The organism is Ruegeria discodermiae (assembly GCF_030758345.1).
Lineage (GTDB): Bacteria > Pseudomonadota > Alphaproteobacteria > Rhodobacterales > Rhodobacteraceae > Ruegeria_C.
The window spans coordinates 75,649-96,943 of record NZ_JAVAMO010000002.1 but is presented as its reverse complement, the minus strand read 5'-3'; the positions used below and the strand labels follow the sequence as shown (position 1 = coordinate 96,943).

Sequence of the window (21,295 nt, the reverse complement as noted above, 5' to 3'; positions counted from 1 at the left end):
TTCGCTACCTTCACCTTGGGAGGATTACGAATGCAGACGATGGGCTACCCCATGGCAGCGGGCCCCGTGTCCAATGTCTTGATCGTTGACGACCATCCGCTTTACAGCGACGCGCTTGCGGCCGCACTGGAGCTTAGCTTCGATGGCTGCGGTATTCGGCGCGCGCGGACGCTACAGGAAACCTTCGAGGTGCTTGAAAGCGGGTTTGATCCGGATCTGATCATGTTCGATCTGAAACTGCCCGACGTGACGGGCATTTCAGGCTTTCAGGAGTTGCGAAAACGCAGGCCATCGGCGCGGGTGCTTGTGATTTCATCGCTGGCCTCGGGCGAATTGGTGCAGTCGCTGATCGAAAACGGCGCGATGGGCTTTCTGCCCAAGGACGCTTCGGCCAACACGCTGAAACACGCGATCAGCGAGATTGCGGCAGGGCGAGGTTATGTGCCGCAGGAATACTGTCAGCTTGACGACGCGCCAGCGCAGGACAACTGCGCATTCCGGTCCAGCCCGGAATTGTCGAACCTGACGCCGCAGCAGACCCGCATTCTCAAGCTGATCTGTGTGGGCAAGCCGAACAAACAGATCGCCTATGAGCTGTCGCTGGCCGAAGCCACGGTCAAGGCGCATATCACCGCGCTGCTGCGCCGGTTGGGCGTGCGCAACCGCACCCAGGCGGCGGTGCTGGTGGATTCCGTGATGGCGCGCCAGACCGGCAGCGAACCGGAGGCACGCGCGTTTCTACAACACTGAGGGTGGATGATGCGAGACCTGGACCACGGACCCTTTTTCATTCGCGTCGGCCGGTCTTCGGCACCGGAGTCAAAGGCTGCCATCCGCGAGGCCTGCGTCGACCTCGAACCGGACGCGGCATGTTTTGTGCTGGCGTTCATTCCGCACACGCTTGACCTAAGCGACGTGATGCAGGAGTTGGGCGACACGCTGGCGGGCGTGCCGGTTTTCGGCTGCACGACAGCCGGGCAGATCACCGCAAACGGCTATGAGGCCGATGCACTGCTGCTGATGGGGTTTCCAAAGGCGAATTTCCGCTGTGCCTCGATCCTGTTCGAGCAGCTCAACCCGCTGGACCCAACCGAGATCGCGACACAAGCGCAGCGCCAGACCGAGAAATTCCGCCACACGGCAGGCTGGAACCGGCTCGCGCTAATGTTTTCGGACGGGTTGTCAAAACAGGAGGATGTGCTGGTCTCGACGCTGGAAACCGTGCTGGATGATCTGCCGATCTTTGGCGGATCAGCAGGCGACGGTCTGGAGTTTCAGGAAACCTTTGTGCTGCATAAGGGGCAGGCGCATACCAACGCGGCGGTCCTGTTGCTGATCGAAACGAACCTGCAATTCCAGGGCGTGGGATTTGATCATTTCCTACCGGTTGGCTCACCGCTCATCATCACCGATGCCGATCCTGACGAGCGGCTGGTCTATGAGATCAACGGAGCCCCGGCCGCGTTGGAATATGCCCGACTGGTGGGCTGCCCGGTCGATGCGCTGTCGCCGCAGGTGTTTGCTGAAAACCCGATGCTGCTGCGGCATAACCTGAACTATTATGTGCGCGCGATCCGCGATGCGACCGAGGGCCATGCGCTGTCCTTTCTGGCAGCAATCGACGATGGGCTGATCATGACGCTTGGGCGCGGAAAGGAGATTCTCGAAACACTGGATACCGGCCTGGATGTGCGCGACCGGATCGGCAGGGCACCGGACTTCATCCTTGGCTTCGATTGCGTCCTGCGCAAGCTTGAGATCGAACAGAACCAGCTGAGCGACAAGGTTTCCGACATATTGCAGGCCCGGCGGGTTCTGGGGTTCAACACCTATGGCGAACAGCAATCCGGCGTGCATATGAACCAGACTTTCGTTGGTGTCGCTTTTTTTGAGCCCGAAACCAGGGTCCTGACCTGATGATGCTGAACCCCGACGACCCGCTCGACCTGCAAGTCGCGAAACAGGCCAAGATCATCGACGCGTTGATGCGCCGGGCCAACAGACAAAAGGATGTGGGTCCCTCTGCCTTTCGGGCGTTTCAATCTGCTATCGAATTGCAGCAGCAGGTCGTGGAACAGAGCCGCGATCTGGAACGCGCCACGACCGAATTGGAAAGCGCCCGCTATGAACGCGAGCGCACCCGCAAGAGCCTGGTCGAGGCACTGTCATCAATGGAAGAGGGGTTCGCCCTGTTCACCGATGGGCAGCTGAACCTTTGCAACGATCTGTTTCAGGCGCTGCTGCCTGACATATCCGACAAGGTCGTGCCCGGCCTCGGCCTGGTTCGGTTTTTCACGCTTGTCTATGGTAGCACGCATTTCGCCTCGTCCGATCTCAGTATGTCGCAGGTGGCCCAGGCACTGGATCGCAGTCGCGACAACGGGATGATCACAACTGTGGTCATCGAGTTGCGCAATGACCGCTGGTACCAGATGAGCGCGCAGTCCACCTCGCATGAGAATGTGGTCATCCTGCTGACCGAGATCACCTCAGTCGTACGGCGCAACCGCGATGAGAAGGAAACCCTGATCGACCGTCAGGAAGACTATCTGCAGGCGGTGTTCCAGAACATGAGCTCGGGCATTTGCACCTTTTCCGCAGAGGCCGAGGTGATGATGCACAACGCGCGGTTCCGCGAGGTGCTGGGCCTGCCCAACGCGATGTTGCAATCGGGGATGCCGGTTCAGCAACTGCTCGATCTGATGCGCGCGCGGGGCCTCATCAAGGCCGACGACGAGCTCAAGGTTGGCACATGGCAACGTGAACTCAAAAGCCGTGGGTGGCTGCGCAAGCGCGTGCGCGATGCTGCCGACCGGGTTCTCGACGTCCATGCCAACCAATTGCCGGACGGCGGCTTTCTGGTCGAACTCAAAGATGTCACGCTTGAGGCGCGGACCACGGAAATGCTGGAAAACCGGGTCATGGAGCGCACTGCCGAACTGACGCGCGCCAATGAGCAGCTGATCCGCGAATATGAGGAAAAGGCTCAGGTCGAAGAAGCGCTGCGCGTCGCCAAGGAACGGGCCGAGGCGGCGGTGTCCTCGAAAACGCGTTTTCTTGCGGCAGCCAGCCACGACCTGTTGCAACCGATCAATGCCGCTAAGCTGCTGATTTCCACGCTGAAAGAGACCACCCGAGAGACTGACCTCTACCTGATGATGGAGCGTCTGGATGGCGCCTTCGGCTCGGCCGAACAATTGCTGCACTCGCTGCTCGACATCTCGCGGCTGGAAAGCGCCGAGCCTGATACCGTGTCGCCGCGAAGCGTCAGCCTGGCGTCGGTGATGGCGGGCATCCATGGTGATCAGGCACTGGTTGCGGAACAAAAGAACGTGCGTCTCGACATGGTGCCATGCGAGGCATTTGTGCATTCCGATCCGGTCTACCTGCTGCGCTCGATCCAGAATCTGGTGGTGAATGCTATTCAATATACCGATCCGGGCGGGCGGGTTCTGGTGGGCTGCCGCAAGCGCGGCGACAAGATCGTTCTGCAGGTCTGGGATACCGGGATCGGGATCGCGCGTAAGGATCAGGCCCGCGTGTTCGACGAATTCACCCGCGCCGACAACGTGCCCTTTGGCTCGGGTATGGGGCTGGGCCTGTCGGTTGTCGATCGGGCCTGCCGCTTGCTGGGGCATAAATTGTCGGTGCGCTCAAAACCCGATGTAGGATCGGTCTTCAGCATCGAGATGGACCGGGTCGCGGCGGATAGCAGCGCGCCTGAACCGGTCGAGTTGCTGCCGCAATCCGAGGACCTGTCGCTGGATCACATCGTGCTGGTGATCGAAAATGACGAGGATGTGCTATTTGGTACCACGCGCTGGCTGGAGCAATGCGGTGCCAGCGTTCTGGCCGCGCAATCGACCGAAGAGGCCGTGCAATTTGTCACCGATATAGGCATGCCGCCAGACATCATTCTGGCGGATTACCAGCTCGACAATGCTGACACGGGGATTGCGGCGATCGCGCGGATCAGGGCGCTTACACAAACCCATGTTCCGGCCATCCTGATCACGGCCAATCGCAGCGAAAACCTGCATGCCACAGCGGTGCGGCAGGATATCTCGGTGATGACCAAACCGGTGAAACTGTCACGGTTGCGGCCCCTGATCGACTGGAAAATCCGCTGGCGCCCCCCCATACGCCGGACTGAGTCGTCGATACCGACAAAAGTCGGCGGTGACAGGGCAGTCTGACGCCATAAGCTTCTGCCACGGAGGACCAAATATGATCAAAGCGCTTCTGGCCGGTCTGCTATCTGTTCTGTTGAGCGCCGGTCTGGCGTTGTCGGCATCGCTGGATGGCGAGGAAACCTATGAACTGCTGTTTCGCGACGGAACGCTCGACAGCGTGGATCGCGACGCGGCTCTGATCTATCGGCGGACGGTGTCGAACCAGCTCAAACCCGAAACGGCAGAGCGTGACACGGGCCAGATCGCGCTGACTTTCAAAGATGATGCGTCTGATATGGCGCATCTGGAGTTCCGACAAGACCAGAAACACCGCGCCATGGGCGTGTTTCCTGCGAACGTCGGCAATCCGATGATCATGGTCTTTTACGAAAGCGCGGTCCGCGACATGGCGGAATCGGCGGGCGGCAGTCCGTTTTACATCCGCAACCGCGTGAAAGACGCGTTGATCCAGCCTGCCGAGGTGGAAACGGGCGAGACGATTGTCGATGGCGAGCCGATCACCACCCAAACTGTCCGACTGCGCCCCTTCGAAGAAGACCCCAACCGTGACCGCATGCGTGGCTTCGGCGATCTGGTCCTGAGCGTGACCGTCTCGGAAGACGTGCCGGGCTGGTATGTCAAACTGGTGGCCGAAGCCCTGCCCGAGGTGGGCGGCGAGGCGGTCTACCGCTCGGAAATGGTGTTCGACCGGCTGGAGGGCACGCAATGAGGCGCGGGTTCGCTGCGACGCTTCTGGCCCTGTGCCTGCCGGTTGCGGGCATGGCGCAGAGCGTTGCCGACCGGCTGAACGATTACCCGACCGCCGCGCGGGCTGATTATGTCTTTGCCTGTATGGTGACCAACGGGCAGACCCGGGAAATGCTGGACAGATGTTCCTGTTCGATCGATCTGATCGCTTCCATTCTGCCCTATGAAACCTATCTGCAGGCGGAGACGGTGCTGTCGATGCGGCGTGTTGGCGGCGAGCGCATGTCGTTCTTCAAAAGCGCGGCAATGGCCGAAAATCTGGTCGCAGAACTGCGCCGCGCACAGGCCGAAGCAGAGGTGGTCTGTTTCTGACCCACACCAACCTACGCCCGACGCGCCGTGCAGCCGTAAAGCCCACTATCGTAGATATCAGCCTGAGGCGGCTTTGGGCAGGTCGGTCTCAAAGCTGTTGCCCTCGGTATCCGTCGCCTTGACCGTCAGCGTCGTCGCGCCGTTGTCGTTATAGGCGAAGCGGAAGGCCGGGTTTTCCGAGATAGAGATGCCGCCATCCATGGTGAAGAGCAATTCCTCGCCCTGCCAGACCTCAAGGTGGTCGATGAAATGCGCCGGAATAAAGAGCTGCGTGATCTGGTCACGCTGCAGGCCCGAATAGTTCGGGTGGCGGATCATGATCTGCGCCTCGCGGCGGGGCGTCGAAATCTGTGCGGCCTCCCCGAACATGCGCAGTTTCATCTTGCCCATCGAGGCCAGCGCCGCTTCGGGGTCTTTGGTGGCCGGGGCCGAGCATCCGCCCGATGCTTTGACAAAGCGTCCGGTCATATGCAGTCCCTCGGGCGTTTCGGCGATAACCCGCACGTTGGAATACTGGTTCACCCGCACGCGCATCTCGAAATCCAGCTGACCCATGGCCGGGGAAAAGGTGAAAACACCTGCAATCGGGGCCGGGTTTTCGTCGATCACCACCGTGGCGGCGGTAATTTGTGCGTTGGGGTCAATCTGTTTCAGCACAACCGGAACAGTGGCGGCGTCATGTGCGCGATAGGGCGCATCTAGTGATAGAAGCGTGTCGGCGGCCCCGATCTGAGCCTCGCCCACAACATCATATTGCAGGTCCTGCCAGGTTTCGCTTGTGGTCAACGGGTTCTTGACAGTCTCACCCGCGAAAACGGGCAGCGACAGCACCGAGATGAGTGCCGCTGTGCATACGAAATGTGGGGCCATGTTGTCTCCTCCGGCAACCGGTGCCGCGTCTTATGGCACAAAAGCTCATGAAAATATACTCCGACTAAAGGCTGCGTGGTCTACACAAAACCGTGTGGCACAGTTCACAGTGGAGGTGTCGCCATGTTTGAAGCATTGGTAACCGTCTGTCTGACGCTGTCTGACGGGCCCTGCCGCGACCAGCTTTTGCCGGGGTACGAGGCCGCGACCGAAGCCCAGTGTCAGGAACTGCTGGCAGCCGATCCGCCAGTTGCGGCGGAGGGTCTGATGGTCCGCGACGCGCCGGTTTGCAGACCGGTTGGCATCAGCCTGTCCTTTCAGGAGGTCGCGCCGGGCGTCTTTGCCCATCTGGGCCAGATCGCAGAGCCGGACCGGACCAATCGCGGCGATATCTCGAATATCGGGTTTGTCATTGGGCCGGACAGTGTTGCGGTGATCGATACCGGCAGCGCGCCGTGGATGGGCGAGGGCACTTGGCGGGCGATCCGGGCGCAAACCGATAAACCGGTCAGCCATGTGATCCTCACTCATATGCATCCCGATCACGTGTTTGGCACGGCACCTCTGGCAACATCGGGGGCGCAGGTGGTGGGCCATGCGGGCCTGACACGCGCTCTTGTGGACCGGATGGGCAATTATGTCGAAAGCTTCGGCAGCTTGATCGGGCCGGAGGAGTTGGTGGGCGTCGGGCCGGTACCGGTCGAACTGGCGGTCGACGGCACGCATCAGATCGATCTTGGTGGGCGCGTGCTGGAACTGCGGGCCTGGCCGACGGCGCATACGGGCAATGACCTGACGGTGCTAGACCACGGTTCAGGCACGCTTTTTGCCGGGGATCTGGTGTTTCATCGGCACACGCCCGCGCTGGATGGGCAATTGCTGGGCTGGCAGGCGGTCTTGGCCGAGATGGCGGAGATCGATGCGGTGCGGGTCGTGCCCGGCCATGGCGGGCCGGTGCTGGACTGGCCCGGTGGCGCGACGGATCAGCGGCGCTATCTCGAAGTGCTTGAACGGGATACGCGGGCAGCCATCGACGCTGGCGCGCGGCTGGGTGATGCGGTCGAGAGCATCGCAGAAAGCGAGGCCGAGCATTGGGATCTGTTCGAAGCCTACAACCCGCGCAACGCCACAGTGTCCTTCACGGAACTGGAATGGGAATAGCCTGTGCCCTAAAGGCGATCGCATTCTTGCGGTTTACCGGAGTGTTTTGGTGTTATTTCCCGATATTCGGCGATGAGCAAATTGACGAGGCCGGGATTACCTGATCCAACAACGCCAAATCGGCACAGCTGCCTTGGAAACAGGACCACCTCTACATGACAGACAGCAAACGCATCGTTCTCTCGAGTGATCACGCGGCCATTCCGCTCCGACTGGTCATCGCAGACCATATCGCGGCGCAAGGTTGGGATGTGGTGGATATCGGACCAACTACACCGGAGAGCACACACTATCCCAAACACGGCGAAGCGGCGGCGCGGCAGGTTGCTGCGGGTGACTGCCAGTTTGGGATCATCCTGTGCGGCACCGGTCAGGGCATCATGATGGCGGCGAACAAGGTAAAGGGCATCCGGTGCGGCGTCTGCGTCGACACGTTCTCGGCCCGCATGATTCGCCAGCACAATGACGCCAACATGATGTCACTGGGCGCGCGCGTCGTGGGCGAGGGGCTGGCGCTCGATATCGTGGATGCGTTTCTGAACACCCGCTTTGAGGGCGGTCGCCATGCCACACGGGTGGACATGATCGACGCGCTAGAGGGGTAGGCCCTTACCGAAAGGCTCGGTTGAGGTTTCTGGCGGAATCCAGATTGGCCTGATCGGTTCCGCGCGCGCCGGTCAGACGTGTGGAGGTCAGATCAGCATCCATGAAATTTGCGCCCGCAAGCTCCGCATCAGACAGGTCCGCGCCACCCAGCGTGGCCATAGACAGATCGGCATCGGTGAAGTTCGCTCCGGGCAGTTTGGCAAATTCCAGATCGGCACGCGACATCTGGGCGCCTGTGAAATCCGCACCTGTGCCGCGCGCCGAGGTCAGCACACCACGCATCAGCCCCATCGACTGATTGCGCATATCGGCGGAAAAATCCGCCCCGCGAAAGATCGCCCCGGTCAGGTCGGCCTTGGTGAAATCGGCGGCGGTTCTGGCATTGGTGAAATCGGCACCCTTCAGGTTGGCCCGGCCAAGCTGTGTCTGAAAGAGTTCCGCCCCAATCAGCGATGCGCCACTCAGATTCGCCCCGATCATCCAGGCCTGGCTGAGCGTTGCGCCGTCAAAATTCGACCTCGACAGATTGGCACCGTTCAGCGAGGCCGCACGCAGGATCGCGCCGGAAAAATCAAGCTCCGACAGGTCGAGACCGTTCAGCCAGACACGGGTGAAATCGGCGGGGGCGTCCTGCGTCGCGGCCTCAAGCCGGGCGATCACCTCGGCGCGGGACATCTGCGTTTCGGTCATTTTGGGCAGAGACATATCGACACCGTCCAACGCCGATTGCGCCTGAACCGAGACCGTTGCAAATGACAAGACCAGCGCCAGCAGCGCAGTGCATATGGGTTTCATCACTCCCCTCCCACAGGTCCTGAAGTCGGAAGGATAGGGGCCTAGAGCGGGTGCCGCAATTCAGACCTTGGGCGCGGGCGGGTGGTCAGCCCTGATCCTGAACCGCCGCTTGCAGCATTTGGGCGATTGCAAACAGGCGACGTTCGATGATCTGTGGCGTTTCGCACAGATAGGTGATCGAGCGCTGGCGGTCGGAATAGATCAGCTGATCCCAGTCCAGTTGCTCTTCCAGTTTGTCGACCTTGTCAAAATCGGGGGATTCAGCAGCCATCGCGGTATCCATTTCAGCGCGGACCTTGTCGATCTGTTCCGCGAGGCCGATCTGGCTGAGGGAAAACTCGCCAATTCCGGAAATGATTCGCGTGCGGCGCTTGGACAACCCGTTGAAAACGCGATCGAAGACCAGCCCAAGCACTGCGGGATCACCATTGTGCCGGTCTGCAAAGGCAGCGACTTGCGGGCGCAGATCCTCCAGCTCGACCCGCCGTAATGCCAGGGCATCGGCGAGTTCGGCCACTTCAAGACCCAAGACGTCATCTCCCTCGATCCGGGTGGTATCCACCGGATGCGGCCACATTAGACCCAGAGACAGCTGTTCCACCTTGCGTTGCACACAAGGCCAGGTTGGGTCTGAGAATTCCGCCGCATGACCAGAGGCTGCCATGGACGTCAGCGCCAGGGCGAAGACAAACGGCTTGGTAATCAGCATTGGCAACTCCTCCTCGCGTTACCCTATGCGAAGCGGAGGGACCGAGTCTATTCGCCCCAATACACACCATTGTCTCAATTGTTCCCTATAGAGTCTCACCGCCATACTCCGATAAAAGCCCGGCTTTTGCTTGAGGTCGGCGCAAGGGAGGAATGTCGAATATGAGAACACGCGCGGCGGTTGCTGTGGCAGCGGGTCAACCTCTGGAAATCATGGAGGTTGAGCTTGAAGGTCCCAAGGCAGGAGAGGTTCTGGTCGAGATCAAGGCGACCGGGCTCTGCCACACTGACGAGTTCACACGGTCAGGCGCGGACCCCGAGGGCATTTTCCCCGCAATTCTGGGTCACGAAGGCGCCGGTGTTGTTCTGGAGGTGGGTGAGGGCGTAACCAGCCTCGCGGTGGGCGACCATGTCATCCCGCTCTATACCCCTGAATGCCGCGAATGCGAGTATTGCCTGAACCCCAAGACCAACCTGTGCCAGAAGGTGCGGGCGACCCAGGGGGCGGGGCTGCTGCCGGATGGAACGACCCGGTTCTCGATGCTCGATGGCACGCCGATCCACCACTATATGGGCTGTTCGACCTTCGCCAATCACACGGTTGTGCCCGAGATCGCGCTGGCCAAGATCCGCAAAGACGCGCCGTTTGACAAGGTCTGCTATATCGGCTGTGGCGTCACTACCGGTATCGGCGCGGTGATCAACACCGCCAAGGTCGAAATCGGCTCGCGCGGCGTGGTGTTCGGGCTTGGTGGCATTGGCCTGAATGTCATTCAGGGGCTGCGCTTGGCCGGGGCTGACCAGATCGTCGGCGTTGATCTGAATGACGGCAAGGCCGAGATGGCGACGCAGTTCGGCATGACCGATTTCGTGAACCCGTCAAAGGTCGAGGGCGACATGGTCGCGCATCTGGTTGAACTGACCGGCGGCGGGGCGGATTACACCTTTGATGCGACCGGCAATGTAAGCGTGATGCGCACGGCGCTGGAGTGCGCCCATAAGGGCTGGGGCGAAAGCATCATCATCGGCGTGGCACCCGCCGGGGCCGAAATCTCAACACGGCCCTTCCAGCTGGTCACCGGGCGTTCCTGGCGTGGTACGGCCTTTGGCGGCGCGCGGGGGCGAACCGACGTGCCGATGATCGTGGACTGGTACATGGACGGCAAGATCGAGATCGACCCGATGATCACTCACAAGCTGACCCTGGATGAGATCAACCACGGGTTCGACCTGATGCACGAGGGCAAGTCCATCCGCGCGGTGGTGGAGTACTGAGCATGGATCTCAAGGTCATAGCGGAAAACCGGTGCTTTGGGGGAACCCAGACCGTGTATACGCACCAGTCGCAAATCTGCGACTGCGAGATGACCTTTGCCATTTACCTGCCGCCGCAGGCCGCCAACGGTCCGGTACCGGTGCTCTGGTACCTGTCCGGCCTCACCTGCACCCATGAGAACGCGATGACCAAGGGCGGGTTTCAGGAACATGCCGCCGAGCACGGTCTGGCGGTTGTGTTCCCCGACACCTCGCCGCGTGGCGAGGGTGTGGCCGATGACGAGGCCTATGATCTGGGGCAGGGGGCGGGGTTCTATGTGAATGCCACCCGCGATCCCTGGCGGTCGAACTTCCGCATGTATGACTATGTGGTGAACGAGCTGCGCGCGATCGTGGTGGATAATCTGCCGGTTCAGGACCGTCACGGCATCACCGGCCATTCCATGGGCGGGCATGGCGCGATCACAATCGCGATCCGGAATGCCGATCTGTTCGACTCGCTGTCCGCCTTTGCACCCATCGCCCATCCCACCCAATCCGATTGGGGTCGCAAGCAACTCAGCTCTTATCTGGGCGACGATGAAAGCGCCTGGGTCGAACATGATGCGACCCTGCTGCTGGAGGAGCATGGCTGGAAAGGCGAATTGCTGGTGGACCAGGGGGCCAGCGATCAGTTTCTGGATCTTCTCAAGCCCGAAGCTCTGGCCGATATGATGGCCAAGCGCCGGCAGCCCGGACAAGTGCGCATCCAGCGGGGATATGACCATTCATATTTCTTCGTGAATACATTTGCGCGGGACCATGTGGCCTGGCATGCCGCGCGACTCAGCTAATCAAGACAGCAAGGAAAAATCGATCGTGTTCAGACCTATAATTTCGACCATATGCCTGATGGCCCTGCCCATTGTTGCAGCTGCCGAAGGGGATGCGGCCAAGGGCGAGAAAGTGTTTCGCAAGTGCAAAGCCTGCCATGCGGTGGGCGAAGGCGCCGAAAACAAGGTGGGGCCGGTCCTGAACGGCATCGTGGGTCGGCAGGTCGGTACGATCGACGGGTTCAAATATTCCGACACGCTGATTGCCATGTCGGAGGAGGGTGTCGTCTGGAGCCCTGAGGAACTGGACGCCTTCCTGATCAAACCGCGTGACTATGCCAAGGGCACCAAGATGTCCTTTGCCGGTCTGCGCAAGGAAGATGAACGTGTGAACGTGATCGCATATCTTGCGACCTTCCCAGACGAAGGCTCGTAAGACACCAAATTGTTCGCCCGCCTGAGGAGAGACATGGCGGGCGGGCATTCAAGGACATCGGGCCCGATCCCGGGTCAGATGTATCACCGCGGCTTTCATGCCGCACTCAAGGGAGGAGAACGAATGAGAAAGCTATCGCTTTTGACTTCCGGGATCGCCGTTTGTGTCGCCGGTATGGCCTTCGCGAATGACGACCTTGTTTCCCAGATGGACAACCCCAAGCAATGGGCGATCCAGACGGGGGATTACAAGAACCAGCGCTATTCCGAGCTGGATCAGATCAACGCGGATAACGTTGGCGATCTGCAGGTGGCATGGACCTTCTCGACCGGCGTTCTGCGCGGGCATGAAGGCTCGCCGCTGGTGATTGGCGACATGATGTATGTGCATACGCCATTCCCCAATATCGTCTATGCGCTGGATCTGGCGAATGAGGGTAAGATCGTCTGGAAATACGAGCCCAAACAGGACCCGGACGTGATCCCGGTCATGTGCTGTGACACCGTCAACCGCGGTGTGGCTTATGCGGAAGGCAAGATCTTCCTGCATCAGGCGGATACCAAGGTCGTGGCACTCGATGCAAAGACCGGCGATGTTGTCTGGGAAGTGCAAAACGGTGACCCCGCAATCGGTGAAACCAACACAGCCACCGTGCTGCCGATCAAGGACAAGGTGATCGTCGGCATCTCGGGTGGTGAATTCGGTGTGCGCGGGTCTGTGACGGCCTATGACATGAACTCGGGCGAGCAGGTCTGGCGCGCCTATTCCATGGGTCCGGATTCCGATATTCTGGTTGATCCGGAAAAAACCACGCATCTGGGCAAACCGGTTGGCGCGGACTCGGGCACCAACACTTGGGAAGGTGACCAGTGGAAGATCGGCGGCGGCACCACATGGGGCTGGTATTCTGCTGATCTGGACGAGAACCTGATGTATTACGGCACCGGGAATCCGTCGACCTGGAATCCGGCGCAGCGGCCCGGCGACAATCGCTGGTCGATGACCGTCATGGCGCGTGACATCGATACCGGTATGGCCAAGTGGTTCTACCAGATGACCCCGCATGACGAATGGGACTATGACGGCATCAATGAAATGATCCTGACGGAGCAGGAAATTGATGGCACGGAGCGCAAGCTTCTGACCCATTTCGACCGGAACGGTCTGGGCTACACCATGGACCGTGTCACGGGTGAGTTGCTGGTGGCCGAGAAGTTCGATCCGGTGGTCAACTGGACCACGGGCGTCGACATGGACCCCAACAGCGAAACCTATGGTCGTCCGGCGGTTGTGGCGCAATACTCAACCGAGCAGAATGGCGAGGACGTGAACTCGACCGGTATCTGCCCTGCGGCTCTGGGCACCAAAGACCAGCAGCCTGCGGCCTATTCGCCAAAAACGCAGCTGATGTATGTGCCAACCAACCATGTCTGCATGGATTATGAGCCGTTCCGCGTGTCCTACACCGCTGGTCAGCCCTATGTGGGTGCGACGCTGGCAATGTACCCGGCCCCGGACAGCCATGGCGGCATGGGCAACTTCATCGCCTGGGACAACACTGACGGGTCGATCAAGTGGTCGCTGCCCGAGCAGTTCTCGGTCTGGTCCGGTGCTCTGGCAACGGCTGGGGACGTGGTGTTCTACGGCACACTCGAAGGCTTCCTGAAGGCCGTGCATGCGGAAACCGGTGAGGAGCTTTATAAGTTCAAGACTCCGTCCGGCATCATCGGTAACGTGATGACATATGAGCAGGGCGGCAAGCAGTATATCGGTATCCTGTCGGGTGTCGGTGGCTGGGCCGGGATCGGTCTGGCGGCTGGTTTGACCAACCCGAATGACGGTCTGGGCGCCGTGGGCGGCTATGCTGCGCTCAGCGACTACACCGCGCTGGGTGGTCAGCTGACCGTGTTCGCGCTGCCGAACTGATGACACAGTCTGGCGCGGCCTTCGGGTCGCGCCACACGAACCGCAACCAGGTGAGACATTCATGAAATACCCAGTAAGCGTTTTCGCAATCGGCCTTTTGGCTGGCCTTCCCTTCGCCGCGTCGGCAGATAATCTGGCCGCCGCATATTCCGAGGATGGCCGCTATTTCACCGATGATGACATCCCGACCTACAACATCACCGATGATGGGACCGTCGACTGGCTGACATTTTCGGGTTTCCGGCGCTACCATGCGGAATGTCATGTCTGTCATGGACCCGATGGCGAGGGCTCGACCTATGCGCCAGCGCTGAAGAACTCTGCGGTCGATATGGATTATTACGACTTTGTTGATGCCGTCACCAACGGGATCAAGAATGTCAGCGCATCGGAGCAGTCGGTCATGCCAAGCTTTGGCGAGAACCCGAATGTGATGTGCTATCTCGACGACATCTATGTCTATCTCAAGGCCCATGGCTCGGGTGCGATCCCGCGCGGGCGGCCACCGAAGAAAGAAGCCAAGTCGGATGTGATCCGCGAGGATGAAGATGCCTGCATGGGCTAAAGCCTTTCTTGCTTTGCTTGGCCTTCTGGCCGGTCTGGTCCAGCCGGAGGTTGGAGGTGCACAAACCTCTGATCTTGTCTCGCAGAACGCCCTGAGAGTCTGCGCAGATCCGGCGAATTACCCGGTCTCGACCGAGGATGAGACCGGATATGAGAACGAGCTGGCCGAACTGATCGCCGAGCAGCTGGAGCTTCCGGTGCAATATGTCTGGTTCCCTCAGGCCACGGGCTTCATCCGCAACACGCTGATGGCCAAGCGCTGTGATATCGTGATGGGGTATGCCCAGGGCCATGAACTGGTCCAGAACACCAACCATTACTACACCTCTGCCTATGCTTTGATCGTAAAGGAAGATGGCGATTTGACGGGCGTTGATACACTGTCGGACCCTGCGCTCAAGGACCGGCGCATCGGTATCGTGGCAGGCACGCCGCCAGCCGCACATATGGCACGCAATGGTCTGATTGGAAAAGCAAAACCTTATAATCTGGTCGTGGATCGGCGCGTCGAAAGCCCGGCCGTTGACATGCTGAATGATCTGCAAGCGGGCGAGATTGATGCGGCGATCCTCTGGGGGCCGCTGGGTGGGCCGCTCGTGAAAGCCGACTATCCGGGGATGAAAGTGATCCCTCTGGTCAACGAAGAGCTACCGCCGCGCCTGTTCTTCCGCATCACGATGGGAGTGCGTCAGGGTGAAAAGGTCTGGCAGCGCAAGCTGAACTCACTGATCCGGCGCAATCAGGATGACATCAACGCGCTGCTCTTTGAGGCAGGCGTGCCGCTGGTCAACGATCTGGGTACCGAGGTGCTGGAGCCGACGCAATGATCCGGGCCCTTGTGGCCTTTTTGCTGATCACATCCCCCGCGCTGGCCCAGACCGTGCCCGAGCCCCCCGATTATCGCATGGACCATTACCGCGCGCCAGTACCCGAGGGGCTGACGGGGGGCACCACCATCGGTCCCGAAGAGGCGCATGCGCTATGGCAGGAGGGCGACGCAGGTTTCATTGACGTGCTGCCGCAAGCCCCCAAACCCGCCAACCTGCCAGAGGGCACGATCTGGCGCGACAAACCGCGCAACAGCATTCCCGGCGCGATCTGGCTGCCCAATGTGGGCTATGGCGCGATTGCCGATGTCACGGCAGAGTATTTCCGGCGCGGGCTTGAAATGGTCACAAAAGGCGATGCCAACCGCGCCGTGGTATTTTTCTGTCTTGAGGATTGCTGGATGAGCTGGAACGCCGCCAAGCGCGCGATCGAATGGGGCTATACCAACGTCTATTGGTTCCCGGAGGGCACAGACGGCTGGGCGCTTTGGGATTACCCGCTGGAGCGCGTCACACCGCAAGAACCGCAGCCGGTGCAGGGCGGGTAAGCCGCACTCAGAACCCAGCGAGTTTCTTGTGCAGATGGCTGACCGTGCCATCGGTGTCGGTCATCTTGACATCCACCGATTGCGACCGACTGGGCACCGAGATACCGACGCGCGGGTTCTCCGACAGCGAGATCGAGCCTGTCATCTCGATATAACCTGCGCCATCCAGATCGATATCGACGGACTCGACATAGCGCATGGGGATGAACAGCAACGAGATCTGGTCCATCTGCATCCCCGAATGCGAGGGGTGCGAGATATCCAGATCCATTTTGTTCGCCCGTGCAGACAGGTTCGACAATTTGCCCATCGTGCTGAGCGTCGGCGCGCGACCGACAACTTCAACATCCATCTGCCCCAACGAGGCCAGCGCCAGCTCCGGATCAGCGCCCGGCGGCGCCGCACAAGCGCCAAGGCCCGAGGTTTTGACAAAGGTCTCGGACACCCAAAGCCGCCCGTCGGTGGTCTCGGCGACCACATGCATCGGGGTCGGGCCGTTCACCCGCATGGTCACGTCGAAATAGAAACTGGCCTGCGGCTCATCCAACTCGAACACCGCCGAGACAGGCATTGGGTTTTCGTCCAGCACCAGCGTGACCTTGCCCACTTTCAGACCTGCGGGCGCTACGATCTGGGCGGCGAGTTCCGCACGAGCATCGTCTGGCGTTCGGTAGGGCGCGTCGATGGCGATTACGCTGTCCCCGTTCAGCATGACGCGATCCCCGTAGAGCTGGGTTCGAATATTGTCCCAGGCCTCATTCGAGGCGAAGACAGGCAGTGCCGTGGCGCAAAGAAGCGCGGCGATAAGGCCCGTTTTTCTCATTGATGTCCTCCTCCCAGAACAAATCTACCGAAGGCCCGGGGACCATCGCAGGTTTCTATCGTGTTTAGCACAGTGAGCCCGTTTGGGTCTATCACGCTGACTGTGTTGTCAAACCAGTTGGCCACCACGACCGATTGCCCGTCGGGGGTCACATCTATGCCCTCGGGGTATTCGCCCACATCGATGGTTGTCTCGCGTGTCAGCGTCTCCAGATCGATGACGCTGACAGTGTTGGCGTATTGATCGGTCACAAAGGCACGCGCGCCCGCAAATGCCACCCCGTAGGGGCGCTCGCCAACCGGGATCGTGGCGCGGGTCTTGCCGGTCGCCACATCCAACACGCTCACATCATTGCTGCCGACATTACCGACAAATAGCAGCCCGGTCGGGGCAAAGCGCAATCCAAAGGGGCGTGTGCCGACCGTGATCCGGCGCAGTGGTTCAAGACTTGCAGCATCAAAGACCGAAACCTGATCAGCATCCTTCTCGGCGGAGGCCAGAAATCGCCCATCCTCCGACAGCGCAATCCCGGCAGGCGACGGACCGGTGGGCAGCTCCATAACGGTCGCGAGCGTATCGCTGTCCAGCACCCAGAGCCGGGCATTATACCAGTCCGACACAAAGAGCCGCCCGCGCGCGGCATCCAGCGCTACACCGGTCGGACCTCCCTCCAGCGTGACCTCGGCGAAAACCCCTCCGCCGCGAGAGAGACGGCGAACCATCTTGCTGCCGGGGGACACTGTGAAAAGCGCATCCCCGCCAGCGGCAATCCCGGCGGGTTTGCCAGGCAGGTGCCAGCGATCGATCTCACGCGCGCTGGCAAGATCGATCAGGCTTAACTCCTCACCATTCTGGCAGGTGATATAGGCGATATCCCCTGCCGCCGGGGCGGGAAGGAGTATCGCCAGTACGACTACGACTTTATGAGCCCGCCGCACCGAAACGTTCCGCAAGCGCCTCCAGCCCGGCCTGATAGACCGCGGTCACGGCGGCGATGGCGGCCTCGTCATTAAGCTCTTCGGGCGGGTCGTTGTTGGGATAGCCACGATAGAACGCCCCACGCCATTCGATGATCGAGCCGCCGCCATCGCGGGTTTTCACGGTCAGATGCGAGGAATAATTCGTGACCGGCAGTACCTCCACCGCGACCTCGGTGATGCGGTAGGAATAGCTCATCTTCTCGGCGCTGTATTTGTAGAGGATTTCGGTAATCGTCGGCCCGCCCTCCTGCCCGAGTGTCAGGATCCGCGTCGCGTCGATCTCGTTGCTGCCCTCGCCATTGGTTGCAAACACCGCCGGATGCCAGGACATATCCTGAAAGTTGCCAATCATTTCCCAGACCTCTTCCGGGCTGGCCGCGACCTCGGTGGTCAGGGTGACCTTTTGCCGTGTGGGTCCGTGCGCCCAGCTGGTCGCAGGGATCAGGGCAAGCCCGGCCGCGGCAAGGAATGTCCGTCGTTTCATTCTATCTCCTCCCTGAAGATGGTGTCGTCCAGCCCGTATCCAGCAGCTAATACGGGCCAGTGACCGAGTGGCGGCGGGGGTGTATTCGCCAGAGCGCGCTTGTTGGGCCGCAGGGCCGCAACAGCCCGCAGAACTCCGAGAAACAGAAGCAAGATCAGCCGCATAAGCCCATTCTTAAAAAATAAGAATCGAGCTTAATGATGAAGCTGCTACGCTTCGATTTACAACACGGCCAAAAGTATAGGTTCCGTTTCAGAGCGTATCTCGCTCATGAATTGAGGGCCCGCACAAAACAAGGCGGGCCACGGGAGGATATAGTGCATTACCACCTGATGCCGCTTTTTGCGGTCCTGTTCTGGTGTGCGTCTGTTGCAGCGGCTGCGGCGATTGACGTCAAAGCCGCTGTGCTGCGGGTGGACTACCCGTCGCTGCTGCCGATCTCGCGCTATGATCTGCGGCCCGACGATCTTGGCTTTTCCGGGGCGATGCTGGCGGATGAGGACAATGGCACCACTGGCAGCTTTCTGGGCCATACATATGACACCGCCCATGTCGCCGTGCCACCGGAAGAGGCGGATGCAGCACTGGAGCAGATATTGGCCGATGGCACCCGGCTGATCGTCGTTTTGTCTAATGCCGAGGATCTGCTGCGCCTGTCGGACAAGGCGGCTGAGGCGGGTGCGTTGGTCTTCAACGCGCGCGCGCCCGACATTGCGCTGCGCGATGATCAGTGCCGGGGTAATCTGCTGCACGTCACGCCCTCGCGGGCAATGAATGCGGATGCAGTGGCGCAATTTGCGGTCTGGAAGAAGTGGGGCGACTGGTTTCTGGTCGCCGGATCGAACCCTGACGATATCGCGCTTGCCGATGCCTTTCGTCGCGCGGCTACAAAGTTCGGTGCAGAGATTACCGAAGATCGCACGTTTGAGGATACCGGCGGCTCGCGGCGCACCGATTCCGGCCATGTGCTGGTGCAGCGGCAATTGCCGCTGGATACGCAGGATGCCGACGACCATGACGTGGTGATCGCCGCTGATGAAAGCGACTATTTCGCCCGCTACCTGTCGTATCACCTGTGGGACCCGCGCCCGGTGATGGGGGCGGGCGGTTTGCGACCCGTCTCGTTTCACGGCGCACATGAGGCCTGGGGCGCAACCCAGTACCAGACCCGGTTTGAAGTGTTGACCGGGCGCTATGTGCAGCCCGAGGATTACGATGTCTGGCTGGCCCTGCGGGTCATCGGCGAGGCGGTCACCCGGGCCAACACCGCCGAGCCCGACGGTGTGCGCGATTATGCCCTGTCGGATGCGTTCGAACTGGCGGCCTTCAAGGGCCAGAAGGTGACTTTCCGCGACTGGAACGGGCAGTTGCGCCAGCCGATCCTGCTTTACGATGGCTCGATCACCGTCAGCGTCAGCCCGCAGGAAGGGTTCCTGCATCAGGTTTCGCCGCTGGACACGATGGGGCTCGACCGCCCGGAATCCCGTTGCACGGCTTTTGAATAAGTGGAGATGCGTATGAAATCCCTGTTCCTGTCCACCGCCCTGGCTGCGCTGATCGCCGGTCCGGCCCTTGCGGGCAAAGCCTTTGTTTCGAACGAGCGGGGCAACACGATCACCGTGCTCGACACTGAGACTTGGGAGGTGATCACCGAGTTTCCCGGCGGCAACCGACCGCGCGGGATCACTGTCAGCCCGGATGGCACCAAGCTCTATGTCTGTGCGTCTGACGACAATATCGTGAAGGTTTTTGACACCTCGACCTATGAGGAACTGCCCAGCCTGCCCTCAGGCCCCGATCCGGAGCTGTTCGTGATCGAACCTTCGGGCAAGCGGCTCTACATCGCCAATGAAGACGACAATCTGGTCACGGTGACCGATACCGAAACCCGCACCATCCTGGCCGAAGTGCCCGTTGGTGTGGAGCCCGAAGGCATGGGCATCAGCCCGGATTCGAAATTTGTGGTCAACACGTCCGAGACGACGAATATGGCGCACTTCATCTCGACCGAGGATTACGAGATCAAGCACAATGTGCTGGTTGATCAGCGCCCGCGCTATGCCCAATACACCGCCGACGGCTCGCGGCTCTTCGTGACCTCCGAGATCGGCGGCACCGTGACGGTGATGGATATCGACGCCGACGGCGCGCCGACGGTGGTGGGCAAGATCGGCTTTGAGGTGCCGGGCGTGCAACCCGAATGGCTGCAGCCGGTAGGGGCCAAGGTGACCTCGGACGGCACGCGGCTCTTTGTGGCGCTGGGACCGGCCAACCGCGTTGCGGTGGTGGACGCGCAAAGCCTTGAGGTGCTGGATTATATCCTTGTCGGGCAGCGCGTCTGGCAACTCGATTTCACGCCGGATGAGAAGTATCTGCTGACGACAAATGGCAATTCCAACGACATCACCGTAATCGATGTGGCCGCCGAAAAGGCGATCAAATCGGTACAGGTGGGGCAACAGCCCTGGGGCGTGGTGACTATTGAGTGATTTTCCGGGAGGGAATTTGATGAAGAAACTGATGATCGCGGCGCTGGCCGCAACTTTGGGCGGGCCAGTGGCCGCCACACCGCTCTGCGACGATCTGGGTTTTGCGGGGCTTCTGGCCAAATGCAACCGAGGCGAGACGATCAAGCTGACGCTGGCGTCGGGCCAGCCACTGGGCGAGGATGTGGTGCTGCAATCGGGTGCTTATTACAAACTTGAGATTACCGCAGACGGTTCGGCTGAGTTGGCTATCGAAGGCCCTTCCTTTTTCCGCGCGATCTGGATGAACGAGATCGTGATCAACAAGATCGAAATCCGCCCTATGGCGGTGGACAGTATCGAGTTTGACAAGGCCGGTGTCGCGGAACTGTCATTCATCGCGATCAAGCCCGGCCGCCATGAAATCCGGATTCCCGGTTCCACCGGCGACTCGCAAAGCGTGACCATCAGCATTCAATGACGAAAGGAAAAATCATGAAACAGATCATTGTTCTGGCAATTGCCGCCCTTGTTGCCTCGCCAGCTCTGGCAAGCGACGCCCCCGACGCGGAAACCGTCGGCAAGATCGAAGCCTATCTCGCCTCGATCGAGTGCCAGATGGACCCAGACGACATCGAGGTGGAGGACGATGGCTATGATCTGGATGACGTCATTTGCAAGGGCGGCGACCAGTTTGATATCAAGCTGGACAAGGACCTCAACGAGGTGAGCCGCAGGGCGGAGTAAGCGCAACCTGAAACGG

24 protein-coding genes are annotated in these 21,295 nt (G+C 60.3%); 18 read left to right on the top strand and 6 right to left on the bottom strand.

Annotated features, from left to right (window positions below):
• Window positions 1-30: 30 nt before the first annotated feature.
• From Q5Y75_RS07490 to Q5Y75_RS07470, 5 genes are read left to right on the top strand one after another with little or no spacing between them, the layout of a single operon-like run.
• Window positions 31-750 carry a response regulator gene (locus Q5Y75_RS07490; protein WP_306195884.1) on the top strand — a complete coding sequence of 240 codons (720 nt, stop codon included), beginning with the start codon at window positions 31-33 and terminating at the stop codon, window positions 748-750.
• Between the two features lie 6 nt (window positions 751-756).
• Window positions 757-1,917, top strand: coding sequence for an FIST N-terminal domain-containing protein (locus Q5Y75_RS07485; protein ID WP_306195882.1), 1,161 nt, complete (start codon window positions 757-759; stop codon window positions 1,915-1,917).
• Window positions 1,917-4,196: a hybrid sensor histidine kinase/response regulator gene (locus tag Q5Y75_RS07480; protein ID WP_306195880.1), complete on the top strand. Its 2,280-nt coding sequence runs from the start codon at window positions 1,917-1,919 to the stop codon at window positions 4,194-4,196. The genes Q5Y75_RS07485 and Q5Y75_RS07480 overlap by 1 nt, the downstream gene beginning before the upstream one ends.
• 31 nt (window positions 4,197-4,227) lie before the next feature.
• Complete coding sequence (locus tag Q5Y75_RS07475; protein ID WP_306195878.1) at window positions 4,228-4,902, top strand: hypothetical protein; 675 nt, start codon at window positions 4,228-4,230, stop codon at window positions 4,900-4,902.
• Window positions 4,899-5,252: a hypothetical protein gene (locus Q5Y75_RS07470; RefSeq protein WP_306195876.1), complete on the top strand. Its 354-nt coding sequence runs from the start codon at window positions 4,899-4,901 to the stop codon at window positions 5,250-5,252. The genes Q5Y75_RS07475 and Q5Y75_RS07470 overlap by 4 nt, the downstream gene beginning before the upstream one ends.
• 57 nt (window positions 5,253-5,309) lie before the next feature.
• On the opposite strand, the gene Q5Y75_RS07465 is transcribed toward Q5Y75_RS07470, so the two are convergent.
• Complete coding sequence (locus Q5Y75_RS07465; protein WP_306195874.1) at window positions 5,310-6,122, bottom strand: quinoprotein dehydrogenase-associated SoxYZ-like carrier; 813 nt, start codon at window positions 6,120-6,122, stop codon at window positions 5,310-5,312.
• 123 nt (window positions 6,123-6,245) lie between these two features.
• Here Q5Y75_RS07465 and Q5Y75_RS07460 point away from each other — a divergent pair, with 123 nt between their 5' ends.
• Complete coding sequence (locus Q5Y75_RS07460) at window positions 6,246-7,283, top strand: quinoprotein relay system zinc metallohydrolase 2 (protein ID WP_306195872.1); 1,038 nt, start codon at window positions 6,246-6,248, stop codon at window positions 7,281-7,283.
• A 155-nt stretch (window positions 7,284-7,438) separates the two neighbouring features.
• A complete protein-coding gene (gene rpiB, locus Q5Y75_RS07455; protein ID WP_306195871.1) occupies window positions 7,439-7,888 on the top strand; it encodes a ribose 5-phosphate isomerase B in 450 nt (149 codons plus the stop codon).
• A 4-nt stretch (window positions 7,889-7,892) separates the two neighbouring features.
• On the opposite strand, the gene Q5Y75_RS07450 is transcribed toward rpiB, so the two are convergent.
• Entirely contained in the window at window positions 7,893-8,684 is a 792-nt protein-coding gene (locus tag Q5Y75_RS07450) for a pentapeptide repeat-containing protein (RefSeq protein WP_306195869.1), read from the bottom strand.
• An 85-nt stretch (window positions 8,685-8,769) separates the two neighbouring features.
• On the bottom strand, window positions 8,770-9,393 hold the full coding sequence (locus Q5Y75_RS07445; protein WP_306195867.1) for a hypothetical protein: 624 nt from the start codon (window positions 9,391-9,393) through the stop codon (window positions 8,770-8,772).
• A gap of 161 nt (window positions 9,394-9,554) precedes the next feature.
• Here Q5Y75_RS07445 and Q5Y75_RS07440 point away from each other — a divergent pair, with 161 nt between their 5' ends.
• The 7 genes from Q5Y75_RS07440 (at window position 9,555) to Q5Y75_RS07410 (ending at window position 15,780) form a co-directional block, all read left to right on the top strand.
• Complete coding sequence (locus tag Q5Y75_RS07440) at window positions 9,555-10,667, top strand: S-(hydroxymethyl)glutathione dehydrogenase/class III alcohol dehydrogenase (protein ID WP_306195865.1); 1,113 nt, start codon at window positions 9,555-9,557, stop codon at window positions 10,665-10,667.
• Window positions 10,664-11,500 (top strand): S-formylglutathione hydrolase, encoded by an 837-nt coding sequence (gene fghA, locus Q5Y75_RS07435; protein ID WP_306196474.1) that lies wholly within the window; start codon window positions 10,664-10,666, stop codon window positions 11,498-11,500. Before Q5Y75_RS07440 ends, fghA begins: the two co-directional genes overlap by 4 nt.
• Before the next feature lie 25 nt (window positions 11,501-11,525).
• A complete protein-coding gene (locus Q5Y75_RS07430) occupies window positions 11,526-11,915 on the top strand; it encodes a c-type cytochrome (protein WP_306195863.1) in 390 nt (129 codons plus the stop codon).
• A 123-nt stretch (window positions 11,916-12,038) separates the two neighbouring features.
• Window positions 12,039-13,841: a lanthanide-dependent methanol dehydrogenase XoxF5 gene (xoxF5, locus tag Q5Y75_RS07425; RefSeq protein WP_306195861.1), complete on the top strand. Its 1,803-nt coding sequence runs from the start codon at window positions 12,039-12,041 to the stop codon at window positions 13,839-13,841.
• A 61-nt stretch (window positions 13,842-13,902) separates the two neighbouring features.
• Window positions 13,903-14,406, top strand: a complete 504-nt coding sequence (locus Q5Y75_RS07420) for a c-type cytochrome, methanol metabolism-related (protein WP_306195859.1) — start codon at window positions 13,903-13,905, stop codon at window positions 14,404-14,406.
• Window positions 14,390-15,232 carry a substrate-binding domain-containing protein gene (locus Q5Y75_RS07415; protein WP_306195857.1) on the top strand — a complete coding sequence of 281 codons (843 nt, stop codon included), beginning with the start codon at window positions 14,390-14,392 and terminating at the stop codon, window positions 15,230-15,232. Before Q5Y75_RS07420 ends, Q5Y75_RS07415 begins: the two co-directional genes overlap by 17 nt.
• Window positions 15,229-15,780, top strand: coding sequence for a PQQ-dependent catabolism-associated CXXCW motif protein (locus Q5Y75_RS07410; RefSeq protein WP_306195855.1), 552 nt, complete (start codon window positions 15,229-15,231; stop codon window positions 15,778-15,780). The genes Q5Y75_RS07415 and Q5Y75_RS07410 overlap by 4 nt, the downstream gene beginning before the upstream one ends.
• 7 nt (window positions 15,781-15,787) lie before the next feature.
• Here the strand turns inward: Q5Y75_RS07410 and Q5Y75_RS07405 are convergent, their stop codons facing one another.
• Genes Q5Y75_RS07405 through Q5Y75_RS07395 form a run of 3 tightly spaced genes read right to left on the bottom strand, consistent with a single transcriptional unit; the run spans window position 15,788 to window position 18,067 of the window.
• Window positions 15,788-16,603 carry a quinoprotein dehydrogenase-associated SoxYZ-like carrier gene (locus Q5Y75_RS07405; protein ID WP_306195853.1) on the bottom strand — a complete coding sequence of 272 codons (816 nt, stop codon included), beginning with the start codon at window positions 16,601-16,603 and terminating at the stop codon, window positions 15,788-15,790.
• Window positions 16,600-17,541 carry a YncE family protein gene (locus Q5Y75_RS07400; protein WP_306195851.1) on the bottom strand — a complete coding sequence of 314 codons (942 nt, stop codon included), beginning with the start codon at window positions 17,539-17,541 and terminating at the stop codon, window positions 16,600-16,602. The genes Q5Y75_RS07405 and Q5Y75_RS07400 overlap by 4 nt, the downstream gene beginning before the upstream one ends.
• Window positions 17,525-18,067, bottom strand: a complete 543-nt coding sequence (locus Q5Y75_RS07395; RefSeq protein WP_306195849.1) for an SRPBCC family protein — start codon at window positions 18,065-18,067, stop codon at window positions 17,525-17,527. Before Q5Y75_RS07395 ends, Q5Y75_RS07400 begins: the two co-directional genes overlap by 17 nt.
• Before the next feature lie 332 nt (window positions 18,068-18,399).
• Between Q5Y75_RS07395 and pedA1 the strand changes: the two genes are divergently transcribed.
• From pedA1 to Q5Y75_RS07375, 4 genes are read left to right on the top strand one after another with little or no spacing between them, the layout of a single operon-like run.
• On the top strand, window positions 18,400-19,572 hold the full coding sequence (gene pedA1, locus Q5Y75_RS07390) for a lanthanide ABC transporter ABC transporter substrate-binding protein PedA1 (RefSeq protein WP_306196471.1): 1,173 nt from the start codon (window positions 18,400-18,402) through the stop codon (window positions 19,570-19,572).
• A gap of 12 nt (window positions 19,573-19,584) precedes the next feature.
• A complete protein-coding gene (locus Q5Y75_RS07385) occupies window positions 19,585-20,556 on the top strand; it encodes a YVTN family beta-propeller repeat protein (RefSeq protein WP_306195847.1) in 972 nt (323 codons plus the stop codon).
• A gap of 19 nt (window positions 20,557-20,575) precedes the next feature.
• A complete protein-coding gene (locus Q5Y75_RS07380) occupies window positions 20,576-21,013 on the top strand; it encodes a cupredoxin domain-containing protein (RefSeq protein WP_306195845.1) in 438 nt (145 codons plus the stop codon).
• A gap of 14 nt (window positions 21,014-21,027) precedes the next feature.
• Window positions 21,028-21,279 carry a PepSY domain-containing protein gene (locus Q5Y75_RS07375; RefSeq protein ID WP_306195843.1) on the top strand — a complete coding sequence of 84 codons (252 nt, stop codon included), beginning with the start codon at window positions 21,028-21,030 and terminating at the stop codon, window positions 21,277-21,279.
• Window positions 21,280-21,295 lie beyond the last annotated feature (16 nt).